Here is a 25,426-nt window from a genome sequence, read left to right as displayed (position 1 = left end):
TCAGCGCTCCCACCGGTCGGATTCGCGCAGGACGAGCACGTTGCCCGAGCGCAGATGCACCGTCGCGGTCGCGCCCGCCGGGACCTCGGTCGCGCGCACCGGCGCGTCGCTCACTTCACCGCCCGGGCCGATATAGAACTCTTCGGCGACGAGTGCGGGCGGCTCGGCGTCGTGATGCGTGATGGAAACGCGGACGGTCATCGGGGAGTCTCCAGAAGGTGATCGGCGAGCGGCAGCAGATCCTGGTCGAGCCAGTCGGCGACCTCGAAGCCGGGGCAGGTCTTCGCGACGCCCGCGAGATCGCGGTGCCCACAGACGCCGACGTACCCGTTACGGGCGTCGGCGTGCTGCAGCGGCACGTGATGGGTGGCGCAGAGGTGGCGCACCTGGTCGAGCAGCGCGCCCCACTGCGCGTAGGTGTAGCGATCGGTGCCGACGAGGCAGATACCGAGCGAGCGGGCATTCACGCCACGGGCGTGCGCGCCGACTTCGGACGCGTGTCGCCCGGTCGCACGCGCACCATTCGGGTAGAGCACCCAGTGGTAGCCGATGCTCTTGAGGTCGGGGTTGTAGTGAGCGGCGGCGCCGGACTGGCGGCGGAAACCGCGCTCGGCGTGCCAGTGGTCGATGTCCAGCGTGCTCGTCCAGCGCCCGTTCGGGGTCGCGGAGCAGTGGATGACGATGAGGTCGATCTGTCGCGTAGCCATGACGCGAGGCTACGCGGGCGCGCGAGGCGGCCTGGAGGGGAAGCGGTTCCGGGAGAATTGAAAAGCCCCGCTCGGGGCGGGGCTGTGGGGGTCCGGACGGGCAACAGTCTAGCGGCTTTGCATCGCCTCAGAACAGCCCCATCTGCCCACCACGCTCCAGCACCCGGCCCGCGCCGTCGTCGGGGCGCTTCAGCACCTCCGTCACCCAGCGCGTCGTGCAGCCGAACTCCAGCGCGATCTCTTCGAGCGTGGCGCCGGCGTCGCAGCGCGCTCGCATGGCCCGCATCCGCGCACGGGCGATCGCCGTCTTGCAGTTCGGGATCTCCATCACGTCGCCGCCGTACTCGCCGACGATGCGGTCTGCGCCGCGCGTGCCGACGATCTCGGCCAGGCGCTCGAAGCGCATTGCCCCTGCCGCGTTGTTGTCGGCCGCTTTCGGCACCGGGTACGGGATGCCGCCCAGCTCGCGGATAAGCGCCTCGGCCTTCGCCCAGCCGACCAGGCGCACGAGGTCGCGTGCGGTCGCGGGGAGGTCTGATTCGAGGATCGGAGGCGGGGGGCGCTTCATTTCGCGAGCTTGTGCTGCAGCGTGCGGTTGAGCGCGCCGACGATGTGCTTGAGCGCGACCGGATCGGCGAAGTCGACGCACTCGGCCCAGCCGTTGCGCTTGGCGATCGCGTCGGCGTACTTGAGCGTATGCACTTCGCCGGTGACGCGATGCAGCTCGGCGAGCAGCGCGTCGATCTTTGCAAGCAGCGGCGCGCGGTCGGCGGTCGGCGTCGTGCGCTTGCGGCCGGCGTAGCCGTTCTTCCCACGGTTGAGGTGGTTCAGCACTTCGGAGAGCTGGCCCATCGTGCAATCGGCGAGGCTCGCGCAGCCGGTGAGGTTCTTCACCAGCAGGCGGCGCGCGTCGTCGTCGAGACCGTTGGCCTTGCAGGCCGCGAACACGGCGCGGCGGCGGGCGGCGATCTGCACGGCGAGGGGGGCGGATGCGGCCATGGTCAGGTCTCCGGCTGGAGGCGTTCAATCGTCGTGCAGGTCTTGCGCAGATGGCGGCACAGGGCCTTCGCGTTCGGCCAGTGCGGGAACCACATGGGATCGGTTTTCGCCTCGACGACCTTGCCGTACCACTCGCGGCTATCCTTCGACAGCCCGCGCTGCTTCAACCGCTTCGCGGCCTCGGCGCGCTGCTTGGGTTTCCACAAGAACGAGCGATGCTCGCGCCAGAACTTGCGCACATGCTCGGGCTCGCCCTTGAACCATTCGCCCTTGATCCAGCCGTCGACGTAGACGGAGACCACGAACTTCAACCCCTTTTCGCGCTCGACCTTGAGCGTGATCTCGTGATCGTCACAGCGCAGCCCGACGGGGCAGTACGGGTGCGACAGGTCGGCCTCGACCTGCGCCCATTGTTCCTTCGTGAGCATTCTTCCTCCTGGCGTTACCTGTCTCGCCGGATGGCCCCGTTGTAACGAGGCCATCGAGCCAGACGGTTACGCGCCCGCGACTGCATCCTTGAGCATCTTGGACGCCGAGAAGGTCGGCACGCGTCGGGCGGGGATCTCCACCGGCGCACCGGTTTGGGGGTTGCGTCCTGTGCGCGGGTCGCGGTGTTTAGCCGCGAACTTGCCGATGCCGGGAAGCGCCATCTCCGCGCCGCGGGCCGACAGATGGGAGTGCATGACCTCCGCCTGGGCGTCGAGCACGCGCTCGATCGCCGACTTCGTGACCGCCGGTTGATCGGAGGGGCGGTTGATGCGCATGTGCAGCTCGTCGATCAGCTCTTTCTTGTTCATCTCGTGGTGCTCCTGGTTGTGTGAGTTGCCGGTTCCCGGCCGCCAATTTCGGGTTTCCCCAGGCTGGCTCTTTGCTTTTTCCGTACCGGCTGGTTCCGTTATGTGCCCGACGGTTTCCTTCGGTGATGCGTATTCAGTTCTCGGCGATCACGCTTCGGCCCGGCTCATCTCGCCGCCGAGCGCCTCCACAAGGGCGGGGATCAGGCGCCGCAGCTCGCCGGTCATCAACGCGAACCCGGCATCGAACAGCGCGCGCGCGTCCTCCGCGCCCTGCTCGTCGAGCTTGTCCTTGACGACGTCGAGGAAGTCGAGCCGCTTGATCTCAAGCTTTTCGGTCAGCACGAAGCTCACGCGATCATCGAAGGTGAGGGCGAGCCGTGTCGGCAGCTTCCCCGCGCCCAGGTGGCCGCGCACCTCGTCGCCTTCCAGCGCGTGGCGCACGTAGCGCACCGCGGCCTTGTCCTCGCTGACCGAGCGCAGCTCGCAGTCCTGATCGATCGTGAAGCCTTCCGGCGCCTCGTTGGCCGCGAGCCAATCAGCCATCGCGGAAGTGGGTGAGCACTCGGTACGGACGAGGGAGAGCGGCAACTCGTCGAGCGACTGGCGCAGCACTTCGAGGAGATCCTCGGCGCGCGCCTGACTGGGGGCGTCGATCGCGAGCCAACCGCCGAGGGGGTCGATCCACGCGAAGACGCGGCGCTGTCGGGTGAAGGCGCGCGGCAGGAGTTCCTGCATCACCTGCTCGCGCAGGTCCTTCATCTGCTTGCGGCCGAGCTTGTAGCCCTGCCGCTCGGCCATCTCCTCCGCGCGCTTCTCGGCCTCCTGGGCGACGACCGTCGACGGCAGCAGCTTCTGTTCCGTGCCGAGCGCAATCAGCCACTGTTCGCCGACACGATGGACGAGGAACTCGTCACCAGTGGGTGACACCCAACCGCGGGTTTCCTGATCCTGAAGGCCACAAGGCTGGAAACGCTTGCGTGCGAGCTGCTCTTCGAGCTGCTCGGCGGTCACCGCCCAAGGGGACGGCAGCCGGTAGACCTGAAGGTTTCTGAAGAACATCAGACCGCCTCCGACAATTCAGCCTCGAACGGCGTGACGACGAAGTCCTCGCCCTGGCTGATGCTGATGCCGGGCACGTTCGCGACCGCCGCGGGCTCGTTGAGGATGGCTTCCTTGTTCACTTCGTCCTTCTGGCGGACGAAGCGCGAGAGCCCCAGGCGCCGCAGCGCATCGAGGACGGCTTCGGCGCCGGTGATGCGCACCGACGGCGGGCGCAGGCGCCACGCGATCTCGCCGGCCGGGAAGGTCGCGGTCTTCGTCTTGCCGCCCTGCGTCAGCGTGTCGCGGTTGGCCTCGCTCCAGATCTGGATGCCGGCGGTGAGCGATTCGATGCGCTGCGAGTGCGGCTGGGCTTCCGCCTCCCAGCGTTCCTTGACGGCGGCGAGCTCGTCGTTCATCGCGGCGGTAATGCGCATGAGTTCGCGGTTGCGCTCGCCGATCTCCCGGATGTGGTTCGAGACCTGGTCGCGGGTCTGCGGCACGGGCACGGGGGCGGCTGCGGTTTTGTGACGAGTCGGCTTCTTGGCCATGTACTGCGGCTCCTATTGATGGCGAGGGGTGTTTGCGGCGAGCGCTTCGCGCCCGGCCGGGGTGATGACGTAGTAGCGCCGGCCCTTCGCGCCGCGGCGCACGAACTCCGCGTGTCCCCGCTCAACGAGGGCGGCGATGCTCCGGGTGAGGTGGCTCTTCGAGGCGCCCGCCGTACCGTGCCGCGCCAGCAGATCGCCGATGCACAGCGGCTCGCTCGCGTCGGAGAGGCCCTGCAGCCACAGGGCGGCATAGCTGCCGAGCGTGTTGGCGCCGCGCCTCGGCGGCGCGTGCCGGAGGGGCCGGCTGGCGAGGTAGTCGGCGTAGGCTGCAGCGGCTTGGGCGGCCTGGACGGCGAGCGGGATCACGCGCGGGCCTCCGCGACGGCGCCGACGAGCTGCGGCAGCGGCGACATCCGCGGTGCGCGCGCGGACGGCAGCTCCGACCCGGGCACGCCGAGCAGCAGCGCGAGCCGCTTCGTCGCTTCAGCTGGCAGCAGCAGGATCTCGTCGCCTTCGGCGATCGTCAGCCGCCCGTCGTCCCACAACGCGAACTCGATCTGCGCGGCTTCGTCGGGGTGGATCTCGGTGACGCGGATGTCGCCGGCACGATAGAGCGGCTGCGGCGGGGGTTCGACCGGCGCGGGCCTGGGCTCGGGCTGTGCCAGTGCGACAGCGCCTTGTTCGGCTGCGGCCAGCACCGGCGCTTTGGGCGCTACTGGCTCGGGTACGGCCGGGGACGGCGTGGCGGCGTGGTACGCGTGCACGTCGCGCCCACTGCTCTCCAACGTGGTTTCGCCGACTTCGCCCTTCTCGGCGAGGGTCCGGGCGGTATGCCGCAGGCTATCGACGCTGCAGCCGAGCTTCTGCGCCGCGGCGGCGAGCGTGATGGCGCGGTCGGGGCCGAGGCCGGCGACGAGTGCGACGAATTGGGTTTTGAGCTGGCCTTTCTTGCGATGGTTTTCCATTTCTTTGGGCTCCTGAACAGGGGCAGACTTGTTGCCAGGGGTCGCTGCAACGCGCGGGGCGTAGGCGAGAAAGAGATCGTCGGGGCGGGGCTTCACGAACAGCGCGCCGTGGCTGTCGCTCGTCCAGGCGGCGCTCCTTGCGGTGAGTCCGGTCGGCCAGATCGCGAGCCACGGCGCGCGGTCGCCTTGCTTCTGGACGTGCGCGGTGTTGATGCGACGCTCGCCGATGAGGCGTTCGAGCGCGGCCCAGAACGCCGCCTCGGCGCCGCCGATGACGACTGCAACGTCGGCCGCGCGGGCCGGACGGCGGCTGTCACTGCGCGCGACCGCGGCGAGGATGCGATCGGGCAGCGCCAGCTCGGCGGTCGCGGCGGGCGTCTTCACGGCCGCGCCCCCGCGATCTTCGCGAGATCGGCCGCCGGCAACTCGACAGGCGGCCAGACCGGACCGCACGCGTCGCGATAGATCTCGGCGACGGCGACGGCACGGGCCGCCACGTCGAACGCATGCGCCTCGCGGTAATCGACCGCGAAGCCCATCGCCAGTACGCCGGCGCCGAAGGCGATGACGACGGGCAGCAGGCGGGTTTCGCAGAATTCGGTGGGTGTCACGGTTCAAGCCTCCGGTTTGTGCGCGCAGCTCTGGCAGACCTTCCAGATGCGCATCGCGAGCGGGTTGTGCGTGGGCGCGGGGCCGAGCGCGATGCGGCGGCATTCGCTCCGCGGCTGCTCCTGCTCGGTCGCGGGACATTCGGCGACGACGAAGTAGCGGTCGATCACCTTCTGGACGAACTTCGGGTTGGCCGGAAAGCCGTGCAGCACGCGGCTCACCAGCGTGTGATTGCTGTAGCCCAGGCGCGTGGCGACGCGGACGACGCCGTCGCGCTCGACCGCGGCTTCGAAGACGGGGCGCCAGTCGGGCGTGTTACCGCTCATGGTCGGCGTCCTCTTCGGTAACGGCTGCGGGCGCCCACACGACCTCGCACAGGTTCGGGTCGAAGATGACCTTCGTGCGGCAGACCATCGGCGGCTTCGGGCCGGTGTTGCGGTCGGCCTTGAGGCGGTAGCGGGACTGCATGCCGGTACCGCCCTTGCCCCAGCCGCGTCCGATGGCGCGCCCCTCGGCGGTGACATCGAGGTAGCCGGCGAGATCGAGCATGCGCAGGTAGTCCTGCGCGGCGCGCTCTGCGACCGACACCGCGGGGGTGCTCGCGTGGGCCGCCAGCTCTCGACCGTTGGTGTCGCCTTTGAGCAGCCGCAAGGTGCGCCACATCTGCTCTTGCGCGAGGCCCATCGTCACCGGCGAGCCGTCGCGGCGCAGGCGCGGCGCTTCGATGCCGTTGTCGCGGGCGAGCCAGTAGCGGTGGGGGGCGCCGCGGCGCGTTCGGTCGTGGCGGCCGAGGTAGCCGCCGGCGTGCAGCGCCTTGAAGTACTCGGCGACGATGCCGGTTTCGATTTTCGAGGCGCGCGACGCGTCGACGACGGTGAAGCCGCCTTCGTAGCCGACGAGGCCGCGGGTGGCTTCCCACACGCGCTGGCGCGCGCTCTTGCCGCCCTTGAGTTCGACGGTGGCGGGCTTACGCGTCATGCGGGGCCTCCGCAAACTCGAATGTCTCGCGCGGCTCGCCTTCAGCGAACGTCACCGTCACCGGGTTCAGCCTGAACAGCCCGCCCCCCGTGTAATTGCAGGGGCCGCCAGCATTCCTGAATGCCGCATTCGCGGCAGCGTTTGCGTCACCGGTGTAACGCCCAATGCACGAGAAGGCCATTGCACCCTCCGGCGCGCCGGCGTCTCTCCAGTCCCGGATGCTCGCGACGTGACCGCAGCTGGGGCACACGAAACGCCATGTGAGCGGGTCATCCCCGAACTTAGCCTTCGCCTCTGCCAGCCATTCCTGATGAGAGAGGGTTCGCATCACACGCCCCTCCGCGGTGCTTCTCCGGTGTAGAGCGGGCGCTCGCCCCACGTCGCGCGATCGACCGCGCCCCAGCCTTCCACCGCCGCCGCCTCGGCGATCGCGGCGAGGTTCACCGACACGCGGCGCACGCTGCCGGCCGAGATCCGCACGAGGTGTTCGAGCAGATCGGAGGCCACGCGCACCTCGGGGCAGTAAATCGGCGCGAGTGCGTCCGCGTCGGCGACGCTGACCGGTTGCGCCGGAATCCACGACAGCACGCGGCTGTGGAAGCGTTCCCACTTCTTGAGCTTCTGCGGCAGCATTTCCTCGCCGAGCAGCAGGATCGGCGCAGCGCCGCCGCCTTCGTGGATGTCACGGACGAGCTCGACCATGCTGTCCGAGCGCACGCAGTAGTCGAACTCGTCGATGATCAGCATCCGGCCGCTCGCGGCGAGCTGCGTGCAGACCTGGTCGAGCATTTGCGGGATCGTGCCGAGCGACTTGATGCTCATCTCGAGCAGGATCTTTTCGAGGAGCGTCTTGCGCGTCCAGGCGCTCCTCATCTGCACGAAGTACGCGCGGGCCTCGTTGGCGACGGCGAGTGCGGCGGTCGTCTTGCCGTAGCCCGCGGGGCCGTACAGGGCGGCGAGTCCGGGCAGGCCAGCGGTGCGGCCGGTGAGGCGCTCGGCCGCGGTGCGGACGAGTTCGAGGTTGTGGATCTGTGCCGTGTGTGTCATCGTTTTGCCTTGCTAGTAGGAACTTCAGGCCACCCGCGTTGCCGCGCGGGAGGTCGTTTTTTTGGCTTGCGCCTTGAACTGCGCGCTGTTCTGGTACGTCCGGTGCCAGCGGGCGTCGGCTTCGGAAACTTCCTCTCCTGAGTTGATGCTCGAATCCAGTTCGAGCCAGTCGGCATAGTTCTCGGCAGCGCTTCGCTCCGAACGGGACTTCGCGGGCTTTGCCGGCTCGATGCGACGCATGCCGGCCGGGATAGGCGTTACTTCCTCGTCGGCGATAACGGCCTTGCGTTGCGCGAGGACCTTCTCCGGCTCGACGATTCGGCCGCCGATGACGATCTGCGCGGCCGATGGGGCGGGCAGCGCCGGGCTGCCGTTGAGCTCCGCGAGGATCTCTTCGCGCTTGGTATCGACGCGGGCGAGCCGACCGCGGGCGCGCGTCTGGCGGGCCTGCTCGATCTTCGGTATCGGCATGTAGTGCTTGCTGTTGCCGTTCGCCTCGGCCTCGCATAGCAGCCGGCCGTCGGGCAGGTACACCCACACGCGCGACGCGTCGTGGATGTCGTACGCGACGTGCACCTGCGCGCCGTGGAATTCCTCCAGCTCGCCGGCGAAGTAAATGTTGTTGAAGAGGCGGAGCTCGGCGCGGGCGAGCGTGCGACTGACGCGCGGCCGGAACAGCGTCGGCAGCTCGTCGGCGGTCAGGCGCTCGGCCTGCCAGCCCTTGGCTTCGAAGTTTGCCCAGGCGAGATCGGGCGACAGCCCCTTGAGGCTGCGGTGCGCGCGGGCGTTGTACCAACTGATGCGCGCCTCGACCCACTGCACGAAGAGGTGCCACGGCAACAGCGGCATCGCGCCGCCTGCCTTCAATGCCTTGCGCGACAACTTGAACTGGGCGAGTCGCGCTTCGCGGTCCATCTCGCGGCCGATGAAGCCGGGCAGCTCCTTCGCCCCATCGACCCACAGCGTCTGGTGCAGACGCTCGATCACGCCGCGCGCCTGCGAGTTGTACGGCAGCGAGTGCGTCATCGTCGCGCCGATGCGCCCGATAAGGCCGGTCGCGGCGTCGTTCATCGTCGCGTTCCTGTAGCCCGAGCCGTTATCGACGTAGATCAGCGCGGGGATGCCGAAGCGCTCGACCCCGTAGCGCAGCGCGTCGGCAACGGCCGTCGCGGATTCGGCGAGATCCACCGACCAGCCCACCGCTCGGCGCGTCGCGATGTCGACGAAAGCCGTGATCTCAGGCCGGAACGGACGGCCGTGCAGTGGGTGCTGAACCTCGGCGTCGAATGTGTGACCGTCAGCGCTCCACACGTCGTTCGGCTCCAACAGCGAGAAGTCGCGGCGGACGAAGGGGCGGATGTTCTTGAGTTCGCGATCGCCCATGCGGCCGCGTTCGCGCGTCACCGCGCCGAGCTTCGCAAGAAAGCGGCGCACCTGGTGAATGCTCGGGCGCTCACCCGCTGCCCACTGCGCGCAGAAGTGCCCGTACGCCATCTCGACGGTCGGCTTTTCCGGGCGCTGGTAGCAGGCGAGGAAGTCCTTCGCCCAGCCCGGCACCGCCATGTCGGGGCGCACGACTTTCGGCGCGAGGTCCGGCGCCGCAAGCCAGCGCTTCAACGTGCGCACCGACGGGTAGCCGTCGCCGGCACGGCCCCGCGGATCCCGCGCCAGGCGCAGCATGCGATCGAGGTGTTCGTCGAGCCGGCCGGCGCGGGCGTTCGTGAGCAGCGTCGTCAGCGCAGTCTCCTGGCTGCAGCCGGCGTCCGCCTGCAGCCGACGGATCGCGGCGAGCACGCCGTGACGGGCGTCGCGCTCGAGGCGCTGCCGGTCGGTGAGTTCGGCCGGAGAAAGAACCGGGACGGGCGGTAGGGAGGGAACGCCCGCCCCGGTGGAAACGGCGGGGGAGGAAGCCGCCGGGGTAACAACGGTGAGAGCTGTTTCGAGCGCGCGAGCCTGCAGCGCGGCGCGGGCCTCGGCCGGCAGGGAGGCGAAGGCGTACTCGCGGCGAAGCCCGCCGCGGCCCCCTTTCCCTTGGACGTCGCGGAATTGCCACGCGTCGCGCTCCGCTCGTTCGCGGGTGCCTTTCGGCGTGGCCGGTACACCAGGAAGCCCGGCGAGTTCGGCGGCGGCAAACCAGGCTTTGGCGGCGCTCATTCCTCGTCTCCGAACAGGGCGAGTTCGGGGGCCACGGACTTGGCGACGTTCGCGCGCTGCCAAGCGAGACCGCCCATCGCTCGCGTGAGCGCGGCGACGGTTTCGTCGGCGTCGGTTTGGCCCTGGTAGTGCCGGATAAGAAGAGTCGTCGCCTCGGAGAACACCGCCTGCAGTTCGGCGATATCCATTTCACTCGCCGCCTTGCCCAGAGGCATGTCGATGACGAGCTTGTGCGCGGTGTGCCCGAGGTACTCGGTGACGAAATGGGTGCCGCAAGCGTGCTCGAAGGGGGGAATCATGATCGCCGGCAGCCGGGCCGATTCGAGCCACTTGTACAGCGTGAACTTGGAGGCGAGGCCCATCAGGTCCGCGACCCGATCAACGCCGCGGTTGTGCTTCTCCAGCGCGTAGGCGAGACACAGTTCGATCGCCTCACGCAGGTTCGAGGCGCGTACCCGTTTCCAGTTGCGCGTGCGGCGCGCGGTAGGGAGTCGTGCACTCATTGGGCGTACCCCCCAACACAGAGCGCCAAACAAACTTCCTCGCTGCGGATGGTTTCACGGCGGCGCTTGGCGCAAAGTGAGATCGTGTCGAGAACGAGAAGGCCGATCATGCTGCTTGCTCCACGAACCCTGCCTCGAAGTTTGGAACCTGTTGAGAACAGGTACCCATCTCATTGGAAACCCCGGCCTTCGCGGTACACTTTCGGTAACGGCTCGGCCAGATCACTTCCGGCGACACCCCAATCGCTTCCGCGATCAGTCGCTCGCCCTTTGGCCACGGCCGGTCGAGCGCGTGGGTCAGCGTGGTCGGCGAGGCGTAGCCGTGGTGTTTGCACAGCCGCCGCAACGTCCAGTCGGCCTTGTGCAAGGCGGCCACGATGTCGGCGCGATGCCAGTCCAAACGGGCTGCTTTTTTTGGGCGTCGTTGTTTGCTCATGGCCAAAGTATCTAACTAGGTACCCAACGTGTCAACTAATGCGCATGAGCAAATCAGGCGAAATTGCACAACTAATTGATATTTATGAGAATTTAACTTGTTGGAACGTAGGTACGTTGAAGTCACGCGTACGTTCCAACTAAGGGAACGGAGTTGGTACGTGGAAAATTTCGTGTGGTTCTCGGCTAGCGAGCTGGCGAAGTTGGGCCAGGAGGGCGTCGCGCGCCTACCGACAACGCCGCGCGGTTGCCGGCTGCGTGCTGAATCGCTTCACTGGGAGACGCGCAAGGCGCACGCACGCGGCGGCCCGGGCGGAATGCGCGTTGAGTACTGTCCCGACGCCGAGACGCTTGCGGCCATTCGACTCGCGAAGCAGCCGCCGTCGGCGGAAGTGACATACGCAGAGTTGCACGGCGGGCGGGATGAGAGACGTGTCGCCGATCGCCGGGTTGCAGAGCGCCGCTCATTGGGCAGCGCGGGCGGTGCGGCTGCGGCTCTCCCAAACCGGTCTGATAGCGCAATCGCCGGGCAGCGCGTCGATGAAGAGGTGCTTCGGCGCATCGTCGAGCGCGTCGAAAAGTGGGCGGAAGAAAAGCGGAAGAAGTTGGATCCTTCAGCCAAGGCAGCCCTGGTCGCTTACGCCTTCAGGCTGAGCCGGGATCGTGGATACGACGAAGAAGATCTCAACGGCCTACTCGAACTAGTGGCCAGCTGAGCTAAAACCTGAGGGAGTAAGCGTAAGGATGATGAGACACAACGAAGAGCACGCCTTCGCGGCGCTGCTCGATCGGCTGCAGAACAAAATCTGGTCCGTGATCGGCGGGACCTCGATCCGGGCGATGACCTCGAGCGAGGTGAGAGGCGCCGCGAACGACACGATGTTTCAATCCAGGCCCATCAGCCGGCGACTCGGTGCCAAAGCGCGCGCAAATCCGACCATCTTTCGCGCGCTCTTGCGCAAATTGCGAACACAGGCGCCGCGACGCGCATCCTCAACACTGACGCGGCTTTCCGCCGTGTTCGGGGAGGCCGTCTGGAGTGCCATTTCGATCACCTCCCCACACTGGGGAACGAATCGAATCCGCCACCCTGTGCCGCGCTACCCCTCGACGTCGAGCGAGAACCTGTCCACCACCCTTCGCGCGACACCCGGTGCCGCCCTCTGCACCGCCGGCAGCAGCGGAATGTCGGCCTCTACACGCTCGGCGTAGCGGTACAACCACCGCTCCTCTTTGGTCCGCGCGCTGCTCTTGTACGTGACGACGCGCTCGCTGACGACACCACGTTTCGCGAGCCGACGCAGCGCGAGGGCCAGCGGCCGCCAGGGTAAGCCGACCTCCTCGCCGAGCTCGACCGCGGTGATCCACTCCCCTTCGCGTATGATGAGCACCGCCGCGGCGGCGAGCCCCGAGGCGCGACGGTCCCGCTGCATCGCCGCGGGGAGTTTCCCTGCCATCAGTCGGGCGTCGAGATCGCCTTGAACGAAGCGGCGCGTGCCTCTGCGCGTACCTCGGCCTTGCGTTCGCGGCGGGAGCCCTCGGGCGCAGGATGATAGGAACCGTAGGTCGGCCGCGCGGGCCGCTCCATGACCGGTACGCGCGCGCACCGGCTCTGTGCCGTGCCCCTCGGCCACCGCGGTTTTCAGCGCGAGCAGATGCGCGGCTTGATGGGTCAGGATGTGCCGCCGCGCCTCGTTGAGCTCGGCCAGTGGCGTTGTGGTCTCTTCAGCCGATGGTGCGCCGACCTGCGCCTGGAACGCTTTCCACCCGCTCACGCGCGACTCGAGCACATCGCCCAGCCGGCCCAGCTCGGAACGCGCCACCGCGGCCGCATCCATCGTGAGATGCGCGTCGGTGATCGCCGCGAGCTCGACCTCGTGGAGCGCTGCCGTTCGTTGTGCGATCTCGCTGCGCACGGCGCCGATACGGTCCACGACGTCGGTCCTCTCGTCGATCCGGGCGCGCTTCGACTCGATGTCTTGAACCTCGGCGTCGATCGCGCCGAGACGGTCGCGGAAACTGATCATCGAAGCGCCGGTATCGAAGGCGTCGTCGGGAATCTCGACAATGTGGGCGCCGAGCTTCTCGCGACGCGCTTGCTCCTCTTCGCGCTCACGGCGAAGGGCTTCAGCGAAATAAGGCATGACCATGACTCAGGCTCCTGTGGTGTCGGTGGTTTCGATGGTCCGAGCAGCGCCTCGACCTGGGCGCGCGGCCAGAGCAAGCGACCGTTCGGCAGCTTGCGCGGGCGGATGTTGTTCCAGTGGCGGCGTCGTGCGACGGCGAGCCGCAGCGCGGCGGGCGTGCGGTCCGTGAGCTGGGCGAGGCGGGTTGTCGAGATGAAGGCCACGGGACACCGGGTGCATTGAAAGTGTCGCAAAGTTACGGCTTTCAACGGGGCAGGGGTGCCCTTCGTACGGTAACTGCTGGATTGGTCGAGAACGGGCGAAAAGACTTCACGCACACCGATGGCTAAAATTTACTTAGCATCAAGATACGATGGGGTGCTATGACAATGATCAACGATGCCAGAGGTACGCCCCCTCCTGACAGGAGATGTTCAATGAAGACGATTTTCGCCGCTTTGTTCGGCCTACTTATCATCACGGGGTCCACATGGGCAGCAGACTTCCGGTTCGGGACCAATCACGAGATTGTCATGGAAGGTAGGATCGAAGAGGGCGACATTCAAAAGCTGTTGGCAGGAATTGCGGGAAATCCTGTCAGAGCCGCAACCTCGACTCGATTCGTTGTTAATTCCTTGGGAGGCAGCGTGAGTGAGGGACTAACGATCGCGTCCTTTGTGCACAAGCTCGGCTATACCGTTCTCGTTCAAGAAAAGTGCGCGAGCTCTTGTTTCTTCATTTACGCCGCAGCACAGTCACGCGCCTTGAATGACCAGGCGCGCGTCGGAATACATAGCATCTATTCGGCCTCTCCAGCGTTCGCAGGTCTTTCGCCGGCAGAGGCGAAAAAGCAGTACACGCAAACCGAACAGGCCGTTCGGGAGTTTCTACGACGGCACAGCGTGCCGACCGCTATTCAAGACAGGCTCTTCGCCACCTCATCTACTGATATTCATTGGCTGACTGAAAGTGAGCTAGACCTCGTCGGAGACGAGTTGCCTCACATTCGAGAGCTTACGATCGCCCGATGCGGTTCGGAGCAAGATTTCTTAGCAAGAGTTCGCGCATTAGACAGGACGGCCCCATCCTTCGAGACCGAAGGGGAAGCACTGTTGAACAGTTACCAAGAGTGCATCCTGTCGGTGGGGTTAGCCGATCGAGTTAAGGTGATTGACCGTGTTTTGAAGGTTGCGAAAATCGAGAATAAGGCGTGGAGCACATATCTCCAAGCGCCGTACGCCGGCGAACGATACGCAGTAAAACGGAACTGATAGAGTTGCTCGAGAGTGTCATTTCCGTTTCATGTCACTAGGCCGGGCTTGGACCACCCCACTTTCAGCGCGTCGTGGCCTCCTCCTGCACCCGCCGGATCGTCTCCAGCACCGTCGCCATCGCTGCCATCGCCTCTTGCTCGGTCGCGCGCTTCGCCTCTCCCGACTCGGTCGCCGCCTGCTTGTTCAGCTTGCCGATGTGCGTCTGCGTGCGCCACACCGCTCGGGCGAGACCGGCCTCGGGATGCGCGCTCAGCCAGGCATCGGCCTCCGCGCCGCGTCCGCTCCGCACGAGCCCTTGGAGCTTGTTCTCCGCAATGTTCCCCTCCTCGATCGCGTCGAAATACTGGCGGCGCAGCTGCGTCTCCGAGTTCGTGCGCCCGTACCAGCCGCCGACGATGGGGACGTCGCGCCCGGTCATCGGCTCGCGCGTGGCGAAATCCATCGCCAGGTTCGCGGCCTTCATCGCATCACGTCCGACACCGCTGGTGAGCGTGCCGAACACGTAATCGACCTGATCGCCGGTCGCGAAAAGAGGTCCGGCACGAACTCGTCGCCACCGGTGAGCCGGTTGAGCCCCTGCGCGATCAACTTGCCGGGCTCTCTCGCGTTGCGGAAGTTGCGGCTGAAGCCGGGCGTGGGATCCAGCCTGAATCGCACCGAGAACCGGGCCAACTCAACGAAAAGCCTGTTCGCCGCCCGGCGCAGACCGAGTCAGCGCCGCGGGGAGTAGAAGATCTTCCTCAGTCCGGCGGGAGTTCCCCCGGCGGGCGAAACTCCGGCGGCCGATGCCGGTTGGTCGCGGAGCGCATACAGTGCCTCAAGGACTGGACTATTTCCTTCTGCATCTGTGCTCTCCACAACGGACTTTGCCAGAGCTGCGCGGCGTAGCGTCGCAGTGCCGGGAGCTCCCACTCCTGCAGCGGACCCAGCGGCGAGGGATCCGCGAGCACGGCCGGCAAGTCCCTCGAAATCAAACTCTCGATTTGTTCGGCGATCGACGAACGTCTGTCTGCGGTGAATTCGGCATGTTTGAGCTCCGCGGGCGCCTCTTAGGTTTCTTTCGGCGCGGGAGTAGTGGGCGCCGCCGACTCGGACGATGTGCTCTTGGGCACCACAGTGGCCGGGCCGAACCCCCACTGCTCGAGCAGGCCCGCGTCCATCCGGTCCTGCATCTTCCGATACGCGCGCTGCTCCTCGAGCGAGATCCGTTCGAGATCCGGCGATGTCCGATCGTCCTGCTTGACCTGCTGATCCATTCGGTTCCCCTATGAGTAGAACTGGCCGCGTTCCTTGCGACGCGCATGCCCTTCAACCCTGTAGTGAGCGACGGCGACGCGCAATGCGCACGGCTTGTGGGCGGATGGCCATCGCTGGCAGGAAGGAGCGAGATGCAGTTGTCTTGTCATGGCGGATGGGATGCACGAACTCGTGCACCATCTTCACATGGAGCGGGCATCGTGCCGGTCATTCGGGTAGACGGTGCCGGAGGTGTCGGGGAAGATGAAGCCGCCTACGTGGGTTTCGGAGAAGAATACGGGTCATTTGCCGAGAGCTCCCCGGCGGCCTGCATGAAGAGGCGGGTTTCGACATCGACCCGAGATTCAGCAGACGCGGTACCGGGCAGATCGGTCATCGGTACGAGGCGGGCAGATCCGGCAGCTTGCTCGCGAGAAAGTCCAGTCCGGGGGGCAACAGGTCGTTCGACATTGATTTGGCTCCAGGCTAGGATAGAGCTTGCTTACGGTCGATTTTTTATGATGCCGACAAGTATGGAGCGCGTCAGAAATCTTGTGTGTGAGGCATAACATGTCGGCAAGGAGCATGTATGCCAAGCAAGACGAACAAGAAGCAAGCGGCAGCGGCGCTGCCCAGCATCCCGAAAGAACTCATTGATCAGTTCGTCAGCGGTCCGATGAGCGCCGAGGCGGTCAATGCCGCCGCGATGGCGTTCAAGAAGGCGCTGATCGAACGCGCGCTCGGCGCCGAGCTCAGCCATCATGAAGGTGGGAGCAGTGCTTGCCCAGGTCGATCCCGATCAACGTCACAGCATTCATGATGATGGTCTCCGAAAAGAACAATCCCCGTTCAGCGTAGCCGCTGAGCGGGGATCGAGCTGACCATCTCATTAAGCCTCACGACAATCGGCGACGAAGACATCGTGTCCAGAGGCGGTTGCTGGTCATGTGTGTAAGGTTCGCGGTTACCGCCGTGTTGGCTGCGGCGGCCGCGGCGGACCGTTTCTGAAAGGAATGCCCTCGAAGTTATTGCTGCGACTAGCGAACTCAAGTTCGGAGACGTTGGCGCGCACCTGTTCGGAATCCTGCAGATCGAAGGCCAGAAGCCCAAAGCGCTCTCGATCAAACCGGACCTTGTTGATAAGAATCTTGTTCGCGATGCGCCGCTTCGATAGAAGGCTCCAAACCTCTTCCTCGAATGTCGGCATGTTCCCCGTGTAAGTGGTTGACTTCGCGCCAAGGTAGAGGGCCTTGACACAGTCTTCGGGCACCTGAGCGAGTTCTACGGAAGCTGGGGCAGGATCGCGCGCGTAATCGTCATCGACGTGGTGGCCCGTGAACATCCGGGCAGCTTTCGGCTTCTTTCTGAACGAATCGCGCGAATCGACAAGTTGCCGCACCAAGCGCCACTCCCGCTCGTAAGACCAGTCGGGACTCTTCGTGAACATCAGCGGGTGCTCACTACGCACCAGGTCCAGCCATCCCGATCCATGGTCATTCAGTAAGCCCATCTTGTTCTTCTGGAAGTGCTCGAGGGGGAGAGTTGCGCGGTGCTCGCGATATTCGACTTTTCGAAGGTACTGGTGGAGTCCGGACGCAGTCGACCGTGCGCTGAAGAATGGATTCGTGACATCGAACTCCACCACAACACCCTGATGGGCATTGCAGTAGTGCCCCCACATCAGCAAATTGAGCGGATCTTCGGACAAGCAGAACATCCCCACCTTACCGCCAAACGAAATTGCAAGTGCGGCTTGAAGTTGGTCCCAGATGAACGACTCGCCACTCAAGAGCTCCGTGATCGTTGGCACCGCCTCAAACGGATCATTGAAAGCGCAGGGCGGCGTGAACCGGACAGTGAAGCCGCGAAGGAACCGGAGAAAACCGGACTTTGAGAAGTATTTGTACAGAGATCCGTTAGGGACAGCGGCCATACGCTTCGCTCCCGGAGGCTGGGATACCGCAATATACGACACGCTGGGCCGCTTGCACGAAGGTGCGGCCGGATGCGAGTCTGCTGCGGATCCCCCGGGGTTGAACGCGATCGGGCGTGAGAACTAGTGCGGGGTTCCGCACGGTCAAGTCGGGTCGCGGACAGCGACGCAAGACCGAGGGAGCTCGTGTCGTGCGTACGCCCTCGAGTGCCTCGCCGAGGTGACCAGTATCTCGGCGGGAAGGGTTCAGTAGTTCAAGCGTCTTCTGAAGACGAACCGCCTTTTCTTCTGGCCGTTCCGTGCTCTCTATGCTGAGAAAGGCGCTCGATGCATTCGTGAATCAGTTCGCTGCTTTCGATGTCCGTTAGCAAAACCATCATCCGCGCCGGATCGGTATTCGAGCTCACCGTGTCCTGGCTCGGCGCGACGCATGCTTCCGGCTCGAACGGCGGCCCAACCTCGATGGTTCCCCAGCTGAGCGGTGTTATTGGTTTGCCTGCACCCACCGCCGGACGTAATCGGCGTCCCCCTGCTGAAAGCCGTGCTGGGGCAAAATCACCTGTATCTGCCAGCCCGGCCATCCGCCGCACTTCCCGGCATTGACGATTAGGGGACGAATAGACGGATGACTGCCGAGCCACTTCGCGATCTCACGTGACCGTATGCCGTAAGGCTCATTGGCGTCTATCACAGGGGTCGCACCGAGATGTCGCCCGCCCAGCGGGGCGAGCATTTGCGCGACCGCGGGAAGGCCCAGTGTATGCCGACTGCTCGATGTGATCACGATGCTGCAGGGTAATCCGATAAGCGCTTGCTGGAAGAACGCAAGAGACCGCGGCCAGCGCGGAGAATCAGGTTGGAGCACGCCATCGAGATCCAGGAGAAGGACGGGCGACTCGAGGGGGTGCTCGGGAGACATGACTCCCGCTCGAAGACGCTCGAACCTTGCGGCGCGCTCGGCCGCTCGCCTTGCGGCAAGCTCCTCTGCTTCCCTGCGCTCCCGCGCCAAAGCTTCTCGCTCAGCAGCGGCCCGGGCAATTTCTTCCTGCTGCTGCCGATGGCGGATTTCCTCCAAACAGCGCCTCTCCTCTGTTTCCCGCTCGGAGCGTGCCTTGGCGACGAGCTCCAGCACACGCGCCTCGGCCTCCTCGCGTTCTCGTTCAGCTTCCTTGTACCTTCGTTCGGTCTCTTCGGCGCGCTTCTTTGCACGCTCGGCTGCCCTCTTAGCAGCCAGACGCATAGGCTCCTTGGCCCGATAATCCTGGTCCGCTAGGTGTTCGACCCGAGGGTGATAGGCCCAGTGCTTGCACTTCGTCTCGACAAGCACCAGCTGTCGAAGGCGATCCCAGGAAACCGTTTCATTCAGCGTATATGGCACGACAATCTCGATTGCCGCCGTCTTCCGAGCTCGAATACGGCGTAGCTTCTCATCGTCGATGAAGTGGGTGACCGCCACTTCGATATAGAGGCGCCGATTTCCCTTGATCGCCACTAAGTCGGGCCGAATGTCGCCCTCTTGGTGCTCGACGAGCACTGCATCGAATTCGACATCTTGGCCCCGGGAAGAGGCCCGCCCCGCCCCGACACGCTCTACCCAGCCGTCAGGCATGTCGCTGTAGCAGTAGGGCGGCGCGACGAATCCGGTCCTGATCCGGGTGAGCCTATTGAGATGTTCCTCAGGAAAGCGCACGACGGTGCACGTCGGCACCCGCAACCCCTTGGCTTCCTCAATGATCTGCTTTACTGCGATATGGAGCGCGGACTCCAGCGCGCCGGCACAGCTGGTCCCAGGCGCGTGAGAAAAATGCCACGCCTGTCTCCGTCCCTTCTTCGCAACAAGTGGCGCTTCGCAGGCAGGGCAGGTGCACTGGCAGTCCAGGCCGCGGGGCACTTCTTGAATCGACATCACGCGCCCATCTGGGCCGCAGGCAAAGGGAATGCGATGGTCAGAGGTCATGCCACCTAGGTTACCCGAATGCACGTACTCGGCATCGGCCCCCAAGTCGGTCGCCGTGGGCGAAGATCTCCCGAAGGCGTCGAAGGCGAAGCGAAGGGCGCCGCGGATCGGATGCGTGCTCCCTTGGTGCACAGCGAGGTAACTCTTCCCACGCTGCCCGCTCGAAGCGGGGCTATTACCCCTGGGCAGGATCCTCCTGCACCGTGGCCGCCTCGTTTTCGGGACGGCTTTTTCTTTGCCGAGCTAGTGCTGTTTTCTCGCCGAACCAACACAACGTGTTCCAACTGAACAAACCTTCCCGCTGTTCGGCGAGCTCACGCCCATAGTTGCCGCCTTCAGTAACCCCCGAGCCAGCATCAAGGGCCGTTACGGCATCGTAACGAAGGACGGGCATGCGGAGGGGCGCCCGGTGAAGTGCGCTGACATCGTTTACGCGCTGGGGCTCTCCTCGCTGCGGCCGTTGGTCAAACCGCTCTTCGACCCCATTCTGCTACGGGTGACGCTGCGGGACGTGCTGCTCCGTGCTTCGAATTTACTGTCGACGGTCAGGGTCTGCGGCAGACAGACCGTGCAGGAGTGCTGGTGCTAGCTCGACGCCCACGACTGAACGAGCCGCGCTTGTCCGGGCGACAGATCAGCACCGCCGAGCGTCGCCATTCGGCCGATGCTTAGCGACGACGGAGCGTGTCGAGGTCGCCTCCTTCGCAGGCTCGCTGTGACATGCGTCTCTTAACAACAGTGGCGTTCGGCTGATAGGATATGCGCATGGCGACACTGCACTTGTCCCTTCCTGTTCTTACATGGGCCGCTCACCGTTCCGGAAGAACTCTAGAAGCGTTGGCTGAGGAATTGGCCCCCCCCTCGAAGCGGGAAATGTTTCTCGGGGGGAGGCTTTCCACGACGCAGGCAGAGAGCTTGGCCAAGCGCGTTAACATCCCGTTTGGATTCTTGTTCCTCCCGCACCCCCCTCAGATAAAGAGGGCCTCCCTTCCGGATCTTCGACAAATCGCGAATCCGGAGCCGCTCGATGACGACTTCTTTGACGTTCTGGAAGACGTACAGCGGAAGGTCGAATGGTTCGCCGATTATCTGCGCGATATCGGGGCGGAGAAGTGTGAGTTCGTAGGCCGCTTCCCCCTGAGAGCGCGGCCGAAAGCGCACGAGGTTGCAGCGGACATCACCGCCACGCTCGGGATAGCAGACACCGACCGCACGAGATGCCGCGACTACGCAGCTTTTTTCACACTGCTTGCTGACAGGGCCGAAACAGCAGGAGTGTTGGTATTCAAAAGCGGCATTGTCCGAAGTAATACTAAACGGGGTCTCTCGGTTAATAAGTTTCGCGGGTTCGCGATCTCCAACGAACTGGTTCCAACGGTCTTCATAAATGGCCAAGACGCGGACGCCGCCTGGATCTTCACGCTCGTTCATGAATTGGCCCATATCTGGATCGGCGAGAGCGGTGTTTCCGACTCCAGTCTTGAAGCGCGCGCTTCGGAGCAAGTGGTCGAAAGGTTCTGCAATCGAGTCGCAGCCGAAGTCTTGACGCCTAGGGAGGAGTTTGTCGCGTCCTGGACGGACGCGCAGGAAGCCGAGATTGATTCCCTCAGCCGACGGTTTCGAGTCAGCAAACTCGTCATCGCCCGGCGTGCGTTGGACTTGAAGTTGCTAACCTGGGACGACTATCTGCGAGCCGCACGCCTGCGGCCCAGAGTAAAGGACTCTGGCGGCGATCCGTATCGAACAATCCCTGCTAGGAACAGCAAGAGGTTTACGCGGGCCCTTCTGCTAAGCGCTATGCAGGGGGGAACGATGCTGAGGGATGCAGCGAGTCTGCTAAACATTCGACCCGACACCGTGGTGAAACTGGCGCGTCGGGTACTGGAGACGCCGTCTTAATGCCGTATCTCATCGATACCAACGTCTTCATCCAAGCGAAGAACTTCTTCTACCGATTCGACTTCTGCGAAGATTTTTGGAACTGGATGGAAGCAGCCCACGCGGAAGGGCTCATTTTCAGTATCCAAAAGGTCAAGAAGGAGCTCCAAGCAAGCGACAGAGGATGCCCAGCTCGGGCGTGGGCGGAAAATCTTCCCGGCGGATTCTTCCTCGCGGATGTAGGCAACGACGATGTCATGGCAAACTACGCGCGCGTAGTGGAGTGGGCTGTCAACAGTAGCCATTATCGCCCTCATGCAATTGCAGAGTTTGCGAAGGCGGATGTGGCAGACGCCTTTCTCATCGCATCGGCTCTTACTCACGGCTTTGAAATCGTGTCTCAGGAAGAAAGCAAACCTGAAGCGAAGAAAAAGATCTATCTTCCAGATGCCGCGAGGGCGATGGGCGTTCGTTCAATCCCGTATTATGAGCTTCTAACTCGCCACGCTCGGCCGAATTTCCGGATCAGATCTGCCGCCTAAGTCTCGGGCGAGGTCGAGTGTTGGCGCGCGATGAAAACTACCCAGTTTTAGCGGGGTGTGCGCGCTGAAAATTCCCCAGGGGTCATTAACCTCCGCCGCTTCCGTTGTGAGGCGGGGAACCGAGGAGATGATGACCATGAACATGCTGGGTAAGGTAAGGCGGTTGTACTACCGAGACGGGCTGTCGCAGTCCGAGATCGAGCGGCGCACGGGGCTGACACGCAAGACGATCCGCAAGTGGCTCAACGCGCCCGAGGGGGTGGAACCGAAGTGCCAGCGCCGCGTCGGCGACACCAAGATCACGCCGTATGCGGCGCAATTGGTGAAGATGCTCGAGACCGATGCGCGTCGGCCGGTGCGGGATCGGCGCAGCGCGCTCAAACTCTTCACCGAGCTGCAGTCACAGGGGTTTGAAGGCGACTACAGCCGCGTCACCGAATTCATCCGGCGCTGGCGCGCGCAAGGTGGCGTCGCGGTGACCAAGGCTTTCGTGCCGCTGCAGTTCGAAGCGGGCGAGGCCCACCAATTCGACTGGAGCGAGGAACACCTCGTAATCGGCGGGGTGTGGCGCAAGATCCTCGTCGCGCATCTGAAGCTGTGCTACAGCCGTGCCTTCGTCGTACAGGCCTACCCGACGCAAAGCCACGAGATGCTCTTCGACGCGCATGCGCGGGCGTTTGCGGCCCTGGGCGGAATTGCCCGGCGTGGCATCTACGACAACATGAAGACGGCCGTCGACCGCGTGAAGAAGGGCAAGGCGCGTGTGGTCAACACGCGTTTCGCGGCGATGGCCTCGCACTACCTCTTCGACCCCGACTTCTGCAACGTTGCCGCGGGATGGGAGAAGGGCGTCGTTGAGAAGAACGTGCAGGACAGCCGGCGGCGCATCTGGCAGGACGCGGCCGCGGTGCGCTTCGGTTCCTTCACGGAATTGAACCTGTGGCTGCTGGCGCGCTGCCGCAGCCTGTGGCAGGAACTCAAGCATCCCGACTACGACCTCACGCTGGCCGAGATGCTCGAACAGGAACGGCCGCAGCTGATGCCGATGATCGTGCCCTTCGACGGCTACGTCGAGACCGTCGGCAAGGTGTCGAGCACCTGCCTCGTGAGCTTCGACCGCTGCCGCTACTCGGCGCCGTGCGAACTGGTCGGCCAAGTGGTGGGTATCCGCGTCTATCCGGAGCGCATCGACCTCGTTGCGCACGACGTGGTGGTGGCGAGCCACGTGCGCAGCTTCGACCGCAACGAGGCGCGTTACGACCGGCAGCACTATCTGCCGCTGATCGCACGCAAGCCCGGGGCGCTGCGAAACGGCGCCCCCTTCGCCGACATGCCCGAGCCGCTGCAGCGGCTGCGCGCTTTGCTGCTCAAGCGCGAGGGCGGCGACCGCCTCATGGCCAGAGTCCTTGCTGCCGTTCCCGCGCACGGTCTGGAGACCGTGCTGGTGGCCATCGAGGTGGTGCTCGAATCGGGACGCCCGAGCCCCGAACATGTCGAGAACGTGCTCAACCGGCTCAAATCCGCGCCGCCACCGGAGCAGGTCGCGACGGCGCTCACCGTGAGCGAGGCGCCGGTAGCCGATCCGCAACGCTACGACCGCCTGCGTGAGGAGACGAGCCATGCGTGACCTGATCGCTGAACTCAAGAGCCTGCGTCTGTACGGCATAACCGACGCGTGGGCTGATCTGACTGCTCAAGGGGAGACGACCGTGCAGGGTTCGCGCTGGCTTCTCGAACATCTGCTGCAGGCCGAGGATTCCGACCGGCACGAGCGCTCCATCGCCTACCAACTGCATGCGGCAAAGTTCCCGGTGCACCGGGATCTCGCCGGTTTCGACTTCGAACAGTCCAAGGTCGATCGCGAGTTGATCAAGGATCTCGCGACCCTGTCCTTCACCGAAGCGGCCCACAACGTCGTGTTCATTGGTGGAACGGGCACGGGGAAATCGCAGGTATCTATTGCGATACGGGGTTGATGCCGAGAGGCAAGTCGATAAGGGTTCGGGTTTGCGAGGCGCCTTGACGAAGTGATCGCGGATCGGCCCCGTATCTTCTTGGCGGCGGGCTGATGCCGAGGGGCGAGAGTATGAGGTCCGGAGCAAGCCGAGTCGCTAGACATCGACCCCGTCCTATTGCTTGGGTACTCTCGCCCACGGGCATCGGCCATGCCGCCAATCAAGAACGTGGGAGAGCCTCGCGAGTTCGTCCCGACGATGTGAAGCCGACGGTTGCGTGGCCGAGCTGGCGCAGGCAAGAGTAACGAGATAGTGGCGCAACAGGCGGCCACGAATCAAACACCTGGAAGTGCTGCCCCGGCATCGAGCCCAATCCACCAGAGAGGGAGGAAGCGATGCAACGACGCACCGTGGGAATCGACCTGGCCATCAGTGCCGTCCAGGTTGCTCAGATCTTCGACGACGGCGTGCCAGTGGGTAAACCGCTACGATTTCGGCTGACGGCCGATGACCTTAAGCAGTTCGTTGATGCTGTCGTGCGCGATATTCCAGTTGGCGTTCCGATTGTCGCCGTCATGGAGCCAACGGGGATGGCGTGGTTTCCCGTCGCCTCTTGGCTAGAGCGAGCGGGGGTTCGGGTCATTCGCGTCAAAGGGCAACGGGTTAAGGCCCTTCGCCAATATTTGAGCGAGCACGCGAAGACTGATCTGGCCGACGCTCACGTGTTGGGCGCGCTCCCGAGCTTCGGCTGCCGATCGTTGGATCCCGTGCATGTCCCGTCGCCTCAGCACCATGCGCTCCAACGCCTGACCAAGCAACGTCACCGTTACCAGGAGCTCATCTGCTCGTCGCGCCGTCGAATCCTCGATCTGATTCGTTGGGCATGCCCCGAGCTCGAGCCGGTTCTGCCCGACACGACGACGCGATTGACGCTGGCGATCCTAGCCGACTTGTTCGATCCACACCGCGTGCTCAAGACGCGCCGGGATACTTTGGCGCGCTTCATCGCCGACAATGCCTCCGGCAATCACCCACATAGTGGTCCCTTTGTTGAGGAACTTGTGGAGTCGCTGAAGGAGACGGCACGTAGGACGATCGCCCTGCATGCTGACCGGCTCGACTTCCAGGCACTACAGTTCGAGGTTCGCCAGGAAGTGGAGATGGTGAGGTTGCTCAGCCAGAACATTGCCGAATTGGAGAAGCGGAGTGAGCTTCTCTACGAACAGGTCCATCCATCGAATGCTTTGCGTTCAATCCCGGGCATCGGCATTACCCTGGCACCGTTGCTGGCCGGCGTGATCGCCCGCACTGAACGGTTCCGCAACGAGCGCCAGATTCGAGGTTTCTGCGGACTGTTCCCGACGAAGAATTCCTCCGGCGGAATCGAACGTCCCGGACAGCGGATCACCAAGAGCGGCAGCGACCGTATCAAGCGCGCGCTGTTTCTGGCCGCTGACACCGCCCGCAAAATCGATCCCGACTTGGCCGCTGTGTACTGGCGGCTGATGGTCAAGAAAGGTCATCACCACAAGCAGGCGATTTGCGCCGTCGCAACGCGGCTCGTTAACCGGATCTACAAGACGATGAAGACCGGACAGCGCTACATTCTTCGTGCGCCGGACGGCCGGGAAGTCAGCGTCGCCGAGGCCAAACAAATCGTCCGTGACCAATTCAGTGTTCCGGAGGAAATCCGACGAGCTCGACGTCGCCAAGCTGAAATCGCTCCTTGTCCGGCTTGACAG

The 25,426-nt window shown here is 64.4% G+C and carries 31 protein-coding genes and 1 pseudogene; 8 read left to right on the top strand and 24 right to left on the bottom strand.

The genetic code is table 11. The annotated features are described in order from the left end of the window. From ROZ37_RS01485 to ROZ37_RS01405, 18 genes are all read right to left on the bottom strand, one after another. Positions 1–201, bottom strand: a complete 201-nt coding sequence (locus ROZ37_RS01485; protein ID WP_312656921.1) for a hypothetical protein — start codon at positions 199–201, stop codon at positions 1–3. After that, the gene (locus ROZ37_RS01480; protein WP_312656919.1) at positions 198–707 is read right to left on the bottom strand and encodes an N-acetylmuramoyl-L-alanine amidase; all 510 of its coding nucleotides are present in this window, start codon (positions 705–707) and stop codon (positions 198–200) included. The genes ROZ37_RS01485 and ROZ37_RS01480 overlap by 4 nt, the downstream gene beginning before the upstream one ends. 127 nt (positions 708–834) lie before the next feature. Then, positions 835–1,275 (bottom strand): Mor transcription activator family protein, encoded by a 441-nt coding sequence (locus ROZ37_RS01475; protein WP_312656917.1) that lies wholly within the window; start codon positions 1,273–1,275, stop codon positions 835–837. Beyond that, the gene (locus tag ROZ37_RS01470) at positions 1,272–1,706 is read right to left on the bottom strand and encodes a phage protein GemA/Gp16 family protein (protein ID WP_312656916.1); all 435 of its coding nucleotides are present in this window, start codon (positions 1,704–1,706) and stop codon (positions 1,272–1,274) included. Before ROZ37_RS01470 ends, ROZ37_RS01475 begins: the two co-directional genes overlap by 4 nt. Positions 1,707–1,708: 2 nt before the next feature. Further along, a complete protein-coding gene (locus ROZ37_RS01465; RefSeq protein WP_312656915.1) occupies positions 1,709–2,134 on the bottom strand; it encodes a hypothetical protein in 426 nt (141 codons plus the stop codon). Positions 2,135–2,200: 66 nt separating this feature from the next. Continuing rightward, positions 2,201–2,503 carry an HU family DNA-binding protein gene (locus ROZ37_RS01460; RefSeq protein ID WP_312656913.1) on the bottom strand — a complete coding sequence of 101 codons (303 nt, stop codon included), beginning with the start codon at positions 2,501–2,503 and terminating at the stop codon, positions 2,201–2,203. Positions 2,504–2,650: 147 nt separating this feature from the next. Further along, positions 2,651–3,562 (bottom strand): recombination-associated protein RdgC, encoded by a 912-nt coding sequence (locus tag ROZ37_RS01455; RefSeq protein ID WP_312656912.1) that lies wholly within the window; start codon positions 3,560–3,562, stop codon positions 2,651–2,653. After that, positions 3,562–4,092 carry a host-nuclease inhibitor Gam family protein gene (locus ROZ37_RS01450; RefSeq protein ID WP_312656911.1) on the bottom strand — a complete coding sequence of 177 codons (531 nt, stop codon included), beginning with the start codon at positions 4,090–4,092 and terminating at the stop codon, positions 3,562–3,564. Before ROZ37_RS01450 ends, ROZ37_RS01455 begins: the two co-directional genes overlap by 1 nt. A gap of 12 nt (positions 4,093–4,104) precedes the next feature. Next, positions 4,105–4,458: a MarR family winged helix-turn-helix transcriptional regulator gene (locus ROZ37_RS01445; RefSeq protein ID WP_312656910.1), complete on the bottom strand. Its 354-nt coding sequence runs from the start codon at positions 4,456–4,458 to the stop codon at positions 4,105–4,107. Then, positions 4,455–5,441, bottom strand: a complete 987-nt coding sequence (locus tag ROZ37_RS01440; protein WP_312656909.1) for a hypothetical protein — start codon at positions 5,439–5,441, stop codon at positions 4,455–4,457. Before ROZ37_RS01440 ends, ROZ37_RS01445 begins: the two co-directional genes overlap by 4 nt. Next, the gene (locus tag ROZ37_RS01435; protein ID WP_312656908.1) at positions 5,438–5,668 is read right to left on the bottom strand and encodes a hypothetical protein; all 231 of its coding nucleotides are present in this window, start codon (positions 5,666–5,668) and stop codon (positions 5,438–5,440) included. The genes ROZ37_RS01440 and ROZ37_RS01435 overlap by 4 nt, the downstream gene beginning before the upstream one ends. Before the next feature lie 3 nt (positions 5,669–5,671). Beyond that, the gene (locus ROZ37_RS01430; RefSeq protein ID WP_312656906.1) at positions 5,672–5,992 is read right to left on the bottom strand and encodes a hypothetical protein; all 321 of its coding nucleotides are present in this window, start codon (positions 5,990–5,992) and stop codon (positions 5,672–5,674) included. After that, on the bottom strand, positions 5,982–6,644 hold the full coding sequence (locus tag ROZ37_RS01425; protein WP_312656904.1) for a hypothetical protein: 663 nt from the start codon (positions 6,642–6,644) through the stop codon (positions 5,982–5,984). The genes ROZ37_RS01430 and ROZ37_RS01425 overlap by 11 nt, the downstream gene beginning before the upstream one ends. Then, positions 6,634–6,972: a VVA0879 family protein gene (locus ROZ37_RS22060; protein WP_409449919.1), complete on the bottom strand. Its 339-nt coding sequence runs from the start codon at positions 6,970–6,972 to the stop codon at positions 6,634–6,636. Before ROZ37_RS22060 ends, ROZ37_RS01425 begins: the two co-directional genes overlap by 11 nt. Further along, the gene (locus ROZ37_RS01420; protein WP_312656903.1) at positions 6,972–7,691 is read right to left on the bottom strand and encodes an ATP-binding protein; all 720 of its coding nucleotides are present in this window, start codon (positions 7,689–7,691) and stop codon (positions 6,972–6,974) included. Before ROZ37_RS01420 ends, ROZ37_RS22060 begins: the two co-directional genes overlap by 1 nt. 24 nt (positions 7,692–7,715) lie before the next feature. Beyond that, positions 7,716–9,845 carry a Mu transposase C-terminal domain-containing protein gene (locus ROZ37_RS01415; protein WP_312656901.1) on the bottom strand — a complete coding sequence of 710 codons (2,130 nt, stop codon included), beginning with the start codon at positions 9,843–9,845 and terminating at the stop codon, positions 7,716–7,718. Next, the gene (locus tag ROZ37_RS01410) at positions 9,842–10,348 is read right to left on the bottom strand and encodes a hypothetical protein (RefSeq protein WP_312656899.1); all 507 of its coding nucleotides are present in this window, start codon (positions 10,346–10,348) and stop codon (positions 9,842–9,844) included. The genes ROZ37_RS01415 and ROZ37_RS01410 overlap by 4 nt, the downstream gene beginning before the upstream one ends. A gap of 106 nt (positions 10,349–10,454) precedes the next feature. Beyond that, positions 10,455–10,784, bottom strand: coding sequence for a helix-turn-helix transcriptional regulator (locus ROZ37_RS01405; RefSeq protein WP_312656897.1), 330 nt, complete (start codon positions 10,782–10,784; stop codon positions 10,455–10,457). Between the two features lie 160 nt (positions 10,785–10,944). On the opposite strand from ROZ37_RS01405, the gene ROZ37_RS01400 reads away from it, so the two are divergent. After that, complete coding sequence (locus tag ROZ37_RS01400) at positions 10,945–11,499, top strand: hypothetical protein (protein ID WP_312656895.1); 555 nt, start codon at positions 10,945–10,947, stop codon at positions 11,497–11,499. A gap of 168 nt (positions 11,500–11,667) precedes the next feature. On the opposite strand, the gene ROZ37_RS01395 is transcribed toward ROZ37_RS01400, so the two are convergent. Further along, positions 11,668–11,829 carry a hypothetical protein gene (locus ROZ37_RS01395; RefSeq protein WP_312656893.1) on the bottom strand — a complete coding sequence of 54 codons (162 nt, stop codon included), beginning with the start codon at positions 11,827–11,829 and terminating at the stop codon, positions 11,668–11,670. Positions 11,830–11,883: 54 nt separating this feature from the next. Continuing rightward, positions 11,884–12,933 (bottom strand): hypothetical protein, encoded by a 1,050-nt coding sequence (locus tag ROZ37_RS01390; protein ID WP_312656891.1) that lies wholly within the window; start codon positions 12,931–12,933, stop codon positions 11,884–11,886. A gap of 413 nt (positions 12,934–13,346) precedes the next feature. Between ROZ37_RS01390 and ROZ37_RS01385 the strand changes: the two genes are divergently transcribed. Next, positions 13,347–14,180, top strand: a complete 834-nt coding sequence (locus ROZ37_RS01385) for a hypothetical protein (RefSeq protein WP_312656890.1) — start codon at positions 13,347–13,349, stop codon at positions 14,178–14,180. 64 nt (positions 14,181–14,244) lie between these two features. Here ROZ37_RS01385 and ROZ37_RS01380 read toward each other — a convergent pair whose 3' ends face one another. Together ROZ37_RS01380 and ROZ37_RS01375 are read right to left on the bottom strand one after the other, a co-directional pair. Further along, positions 14,245–14,646 carry a hypothetical protein gene (locus tag ROZ37_RS01380; RefSeq protein ID WP_312656888.1) on the bottom strand — a complete coding sequence of 134 codons (402 nt, stop codon included), beginning with the start codon at positions 14,644–14,646 and terminating at the stop codon, positions 14,245–14,247. 586 nt (positions 14,647–15,232) lie between these two features. Further along, entirely contained in the window at positions 15,233–15,439 is a 207-nt protein-coding gene (locus ROZ37_RS01375) for a hypothetical protein (protein WP_312656887.1), read from the bottom strand. 569 nt (positions 15,440–16,008) lie between these two features. Here ROZ37_RS01375 and ROZ37_RS01370 point away from each other — a divergent pair. Next, positions 16,009–16,188 (top strand): annotated as a pseudogene (locus ROZ37_RS01370) (IS256 family transposase); the annotation flags it as partial. Between the two features lie 195 nt (positions 16,189–16,383). Here ROZ37_RS01370 and ROZ37_RS01365 read toward each other — a convergent pair. Together ROZ37_RS01365 and ROZ37_RS01360 are read right to left on the bottom strand one after the other, a co-directional pair. Continuing rightward, complete coding sequence (locus tag ROZ37_RS01365; protein WP_312656886.1) at positions 16,384–17,352, bottom strand: DUF2971 domain-containing protein; 969 nt, start codon at positions 17,350–17,352, stop codon at positions 16,384–16,386. Positions 17,353–17,836: 484 nt separating this feature from the next. Further along, positions 17,837–19,309, bottom strand: coding sequence for a competence protein CoiA family protein (locus tag ROZ37_RS01360; protein WP_312656884.1), 1,473 nt, complete (start codon positions 19,307–19,309; stop codon positions 17,837–17,839). Positions 19,310–20,074: 765 nt separating this feature from the next. On the opposite strand from ROZ37_RS01360, the gene ROZ37_RS01355 reads away from it, so the two are divergent. The 5 genes from ROZ37_RS01355 (at position 20,075) to ROZ37_RS01335 (ending at position 25,423) form a co-directional block, all read left to right on the top strand. Then, entirely contained in the window at positions 20,075–21,208 is a 1,134-nt protein-coding gene (locus ROZ37_RS01355) for an ImmA/IrrE family metallo-endopeptidase (protein ID WP_312656883.1), read from the top strand. Next, positions 21,208–21,729: a DUF4411 family protein gene (locus tag ROZ37_RS01350; RefSeq protein ID WP_312656881.1), complete on the top strand. Its 522-nt coding sequence runs from the start codon at positions 21,208–21,210 to the stop codon at positions 21,727–21,729. The genes ROZ37_RS01355 and ROZ37_RS01350 overlap by 1 nt, the downstream gene beginning before the upstream one ends. 136 nt (positions 21,730–21,865) lie before the next feature. Beyond that, complete coding sequence (gene istA / locus ROZ37_RS01345) at positions 21,866–23,356, top strand: IS21 family transposase (protein ID WP_312656880.1); 1,491 nt, start codon at positions 21,866–21,868, stop codon at positions 23,354–23,356. Next, positions 23,349–23,705 (top strand): ATP-binding protein, encoded by a 357-nt coding sequence (locus tag ROZ37_RS01340; RefSeq protein ID WP_312656878.1) that lies wholly within the window; start codon positions 23,349–23,351, stop codon positions 23,703–23,705. The genes istA and ROZ37_RS01340 overlap by 8 nt, the downstream gene beginning before the upstream one ends. A gap of 374 nt (positions 23,706–24,079) precedes the next feature. Further along, positions 24,080–25,423, top strand: a complete 1,344-nt coding sequence (locus tag ROZ37_RS01335) for an IS110 family transposase (protein ID WP_312656877.1) — start codon at positions 24,080–24,082, stop codon at positions 25,421–25,423. The last annotated feature ends 3 nt before the right edge of the window (positions 25,424–25,426 follow it).

The organism is Aromatoleum sp., assembly GCF_032027225.1.
GTDB lineage: Bacteria > Pseudomonadota > Gammaproteobacteria > Burkholderiales > Rhodocyclaceae > Aromatoleum.
Note: the sequence above shows the minus strand (reverse complement) of the source record. Positions and strands in the feature narration are given on the sequence as shown.

Bases quoted from the DNA above. Each gene is read 5' to 3' on its own strand.
- ROZ37_RS01470 (WP_312656916.1), bottom strand. From the start codon at position 1,706: ATGGCCGCATCCGCCCCCCTCGCCGTGCAGATCGCCGCCCGCCGCCGC.
- ROZ37_RS01390 (WP_312656891.1), bottom strand. From the start codon at position 12,933: ATGGTCATGCCTTATTTCGCTGAAGCCCTTCGCCGTGAGCGCGAAGAG.
- ROZ37_RS01380 (WP_312656888.1), bottom strand. From the start codon at position 14,646: ATGAAGGCCGCGAACCTGGCGATGGATTTCGCCACGCGCGAGCCGATG.
- ROZ37_RS01485 (WP_312656921.1), bottom strand. From the start codon at position 201: ATGACCGTCCGCGTTTCCATCACGCATCACGACGCCGAGCCGCCCGCA.
- ROZ37_RS01335 (WP_312656877.1), top strand. From the start codon at position 24,080: ATGCAACGACGCACCGTGGGAATCGACCTGGCCATCAGTGCCGTCCAG.
- ROZ37_RS01395 (WP_312656893.1), bottom strand. From the start codon at position 11,829: ATGGCACTCCAGACGGCCTCCCCGAACACGGCGGAAAGCCGCGTCAGT.
- ROZ37_RS01465 (WP_312656915.1), bottom strand. From the start codon at position 2,134: ATGCTCACGAAGGAACAATGGGCGCAGGTCGAGGCCGACCTGTCGCAC.
- ROZ37_RS01430 (WP_312656906.1), bottom strand. From the start codon at position 5,992: ATGAGCGGTAACACGCCCGACTGGCGCCCCGTCTTCGAAGCCGCGGTC.
- ROZ37_RS01460 (WP_312656913.1), bottom strand. From the start codon at position 2,503: ATGAACAAGAAAGAGCTGATCGACGAGCTGCACATGCGCATCAACCGC.
- ROZ37_RS01410 (WP_312656899.1), bottom strand. From the start codon at position 10,348: ATGAGTGCACGACTCCCTACCGCGCGCCGCACGCGCAACTGGAAACGG.
- ROZ37_RS01415 (WP_312656901.1), bottom strand. From the start codon at position 9,845: ATGAGCGCCGCCAAAGCCTGGTTTGCCGCCGCCGAACTCGCCGGGCTT.
- ROZ37_RS01425 (WP_312656904.1), bottom strand. From the start codon at position 6,644: ATGACGCGTAAGCCCGCCACCGTCGAACTCAAGGGCGGCAAGAGCGCG.
- ROZ37_RS01375 (WP_312656887.1), bottom strand. From the start codon at position 15,439: ATGGATCAGCAGGTCAAGCAGGACGATCGGACATCGCCGGATCTCGAA.
- istA (WP_312656880.1), top strand. From the start codon at position 21,866: ATGAACATGCTGGGTAAGGTAAGGCGGTTGTACTACCGAGACGGGCTG.
- ROZ37_RS01360 (WP_312656884.1), bottom strand. From the start codon at position 19,309: ATGACCTCTGACCATCGCATTCCCTTTGCCTGCGGCCCAGATGGGCGC.
- ROZ37_RS01480 (WP_312656919.1), bottom strand. From the start codon at position 707: ATGGCTACGCGACAGATCGACCTCATCGTCATCCACTGCTCCGCGACC.
- ROZ37_RS01355 (WP_312656883.1), top strand. From the start codon at position 20,075: ATGGCGACACTGCACTTGTCCCTTCCTGTTCTTACATGGGCCGCTCAC.
- ROZ37_RS01450 (WP_312656911.1), bottom strand. From the start codon at position 4,092: ATGGCCAAGAAGCCGACTCGTCACAAAACCGCAGCCGCCCCCGTGCCC.
- ROZ37_RS01365 (WP_312656886.1), bottom strand. From the start codon at position 17,352: ATGGCCGCTGTCCCTAACGGATCTCTGTACAAATACTTCTCAAAGTCC.
- ROZ37_RS01455 (WP_312656912.1), bottom strand. From the start codon at position 3,562: ATGTTCTTCAGAAACCTTCAGGTCTACCGGCTGCCGTCCCCTTGGGCG.
- ROZ37_RS01420 (WP_312656903.1), bottom strand. From the start codon at position 7,691: ATGACACACACGGCACAGATCCACAACCTCGAACTCGTCCGCACCGCG.
- ROZ37_RS01340 (WP_312656878.1), top strand. From the start codon at position 23,349: ATGCGTGACCTGATCGCTGAACTCAAGAGCCTGCGTCTGTACGGCATA.
- ROZ37_RS01475 (WP_312656917.1), bottom strand. From the start codon at position 1,275: ATGAAGCGCCCCCCGCCTCCGATCCTCGAATCAGACCTCCCCGCGACC.
- ROZ37_RS22060 (WP_409449919.1), bottom strand. From the start codon at position 6,972: ATGCGAACCCTCTCTCATCAGGAATGGCTGGCAGAGGCGAAGGCTAAG.
- ROZ37_RS01385 (WP_312656890.1), top strand. From the start codon at position 13,347: ATGAAGACGATTTTCGCCGCTTTGTTCGGCCTACTTATCATCACGGGG.
- ROZ37_RS01405 (WP_312656897.1), bottom strand. From the start codon at position 10,784: ATGAGCAAACAACGACGCCCAAAAAAAGCAGCCCGTTTGGACTGGCAT.
- ROZ37_RS01350 (WP_312656881.1), top strand. From the start codon at position 21,208: ATGCCGTATCTCATCGATACCAACGTCTTCATCCAAGCGAAGAACTTC.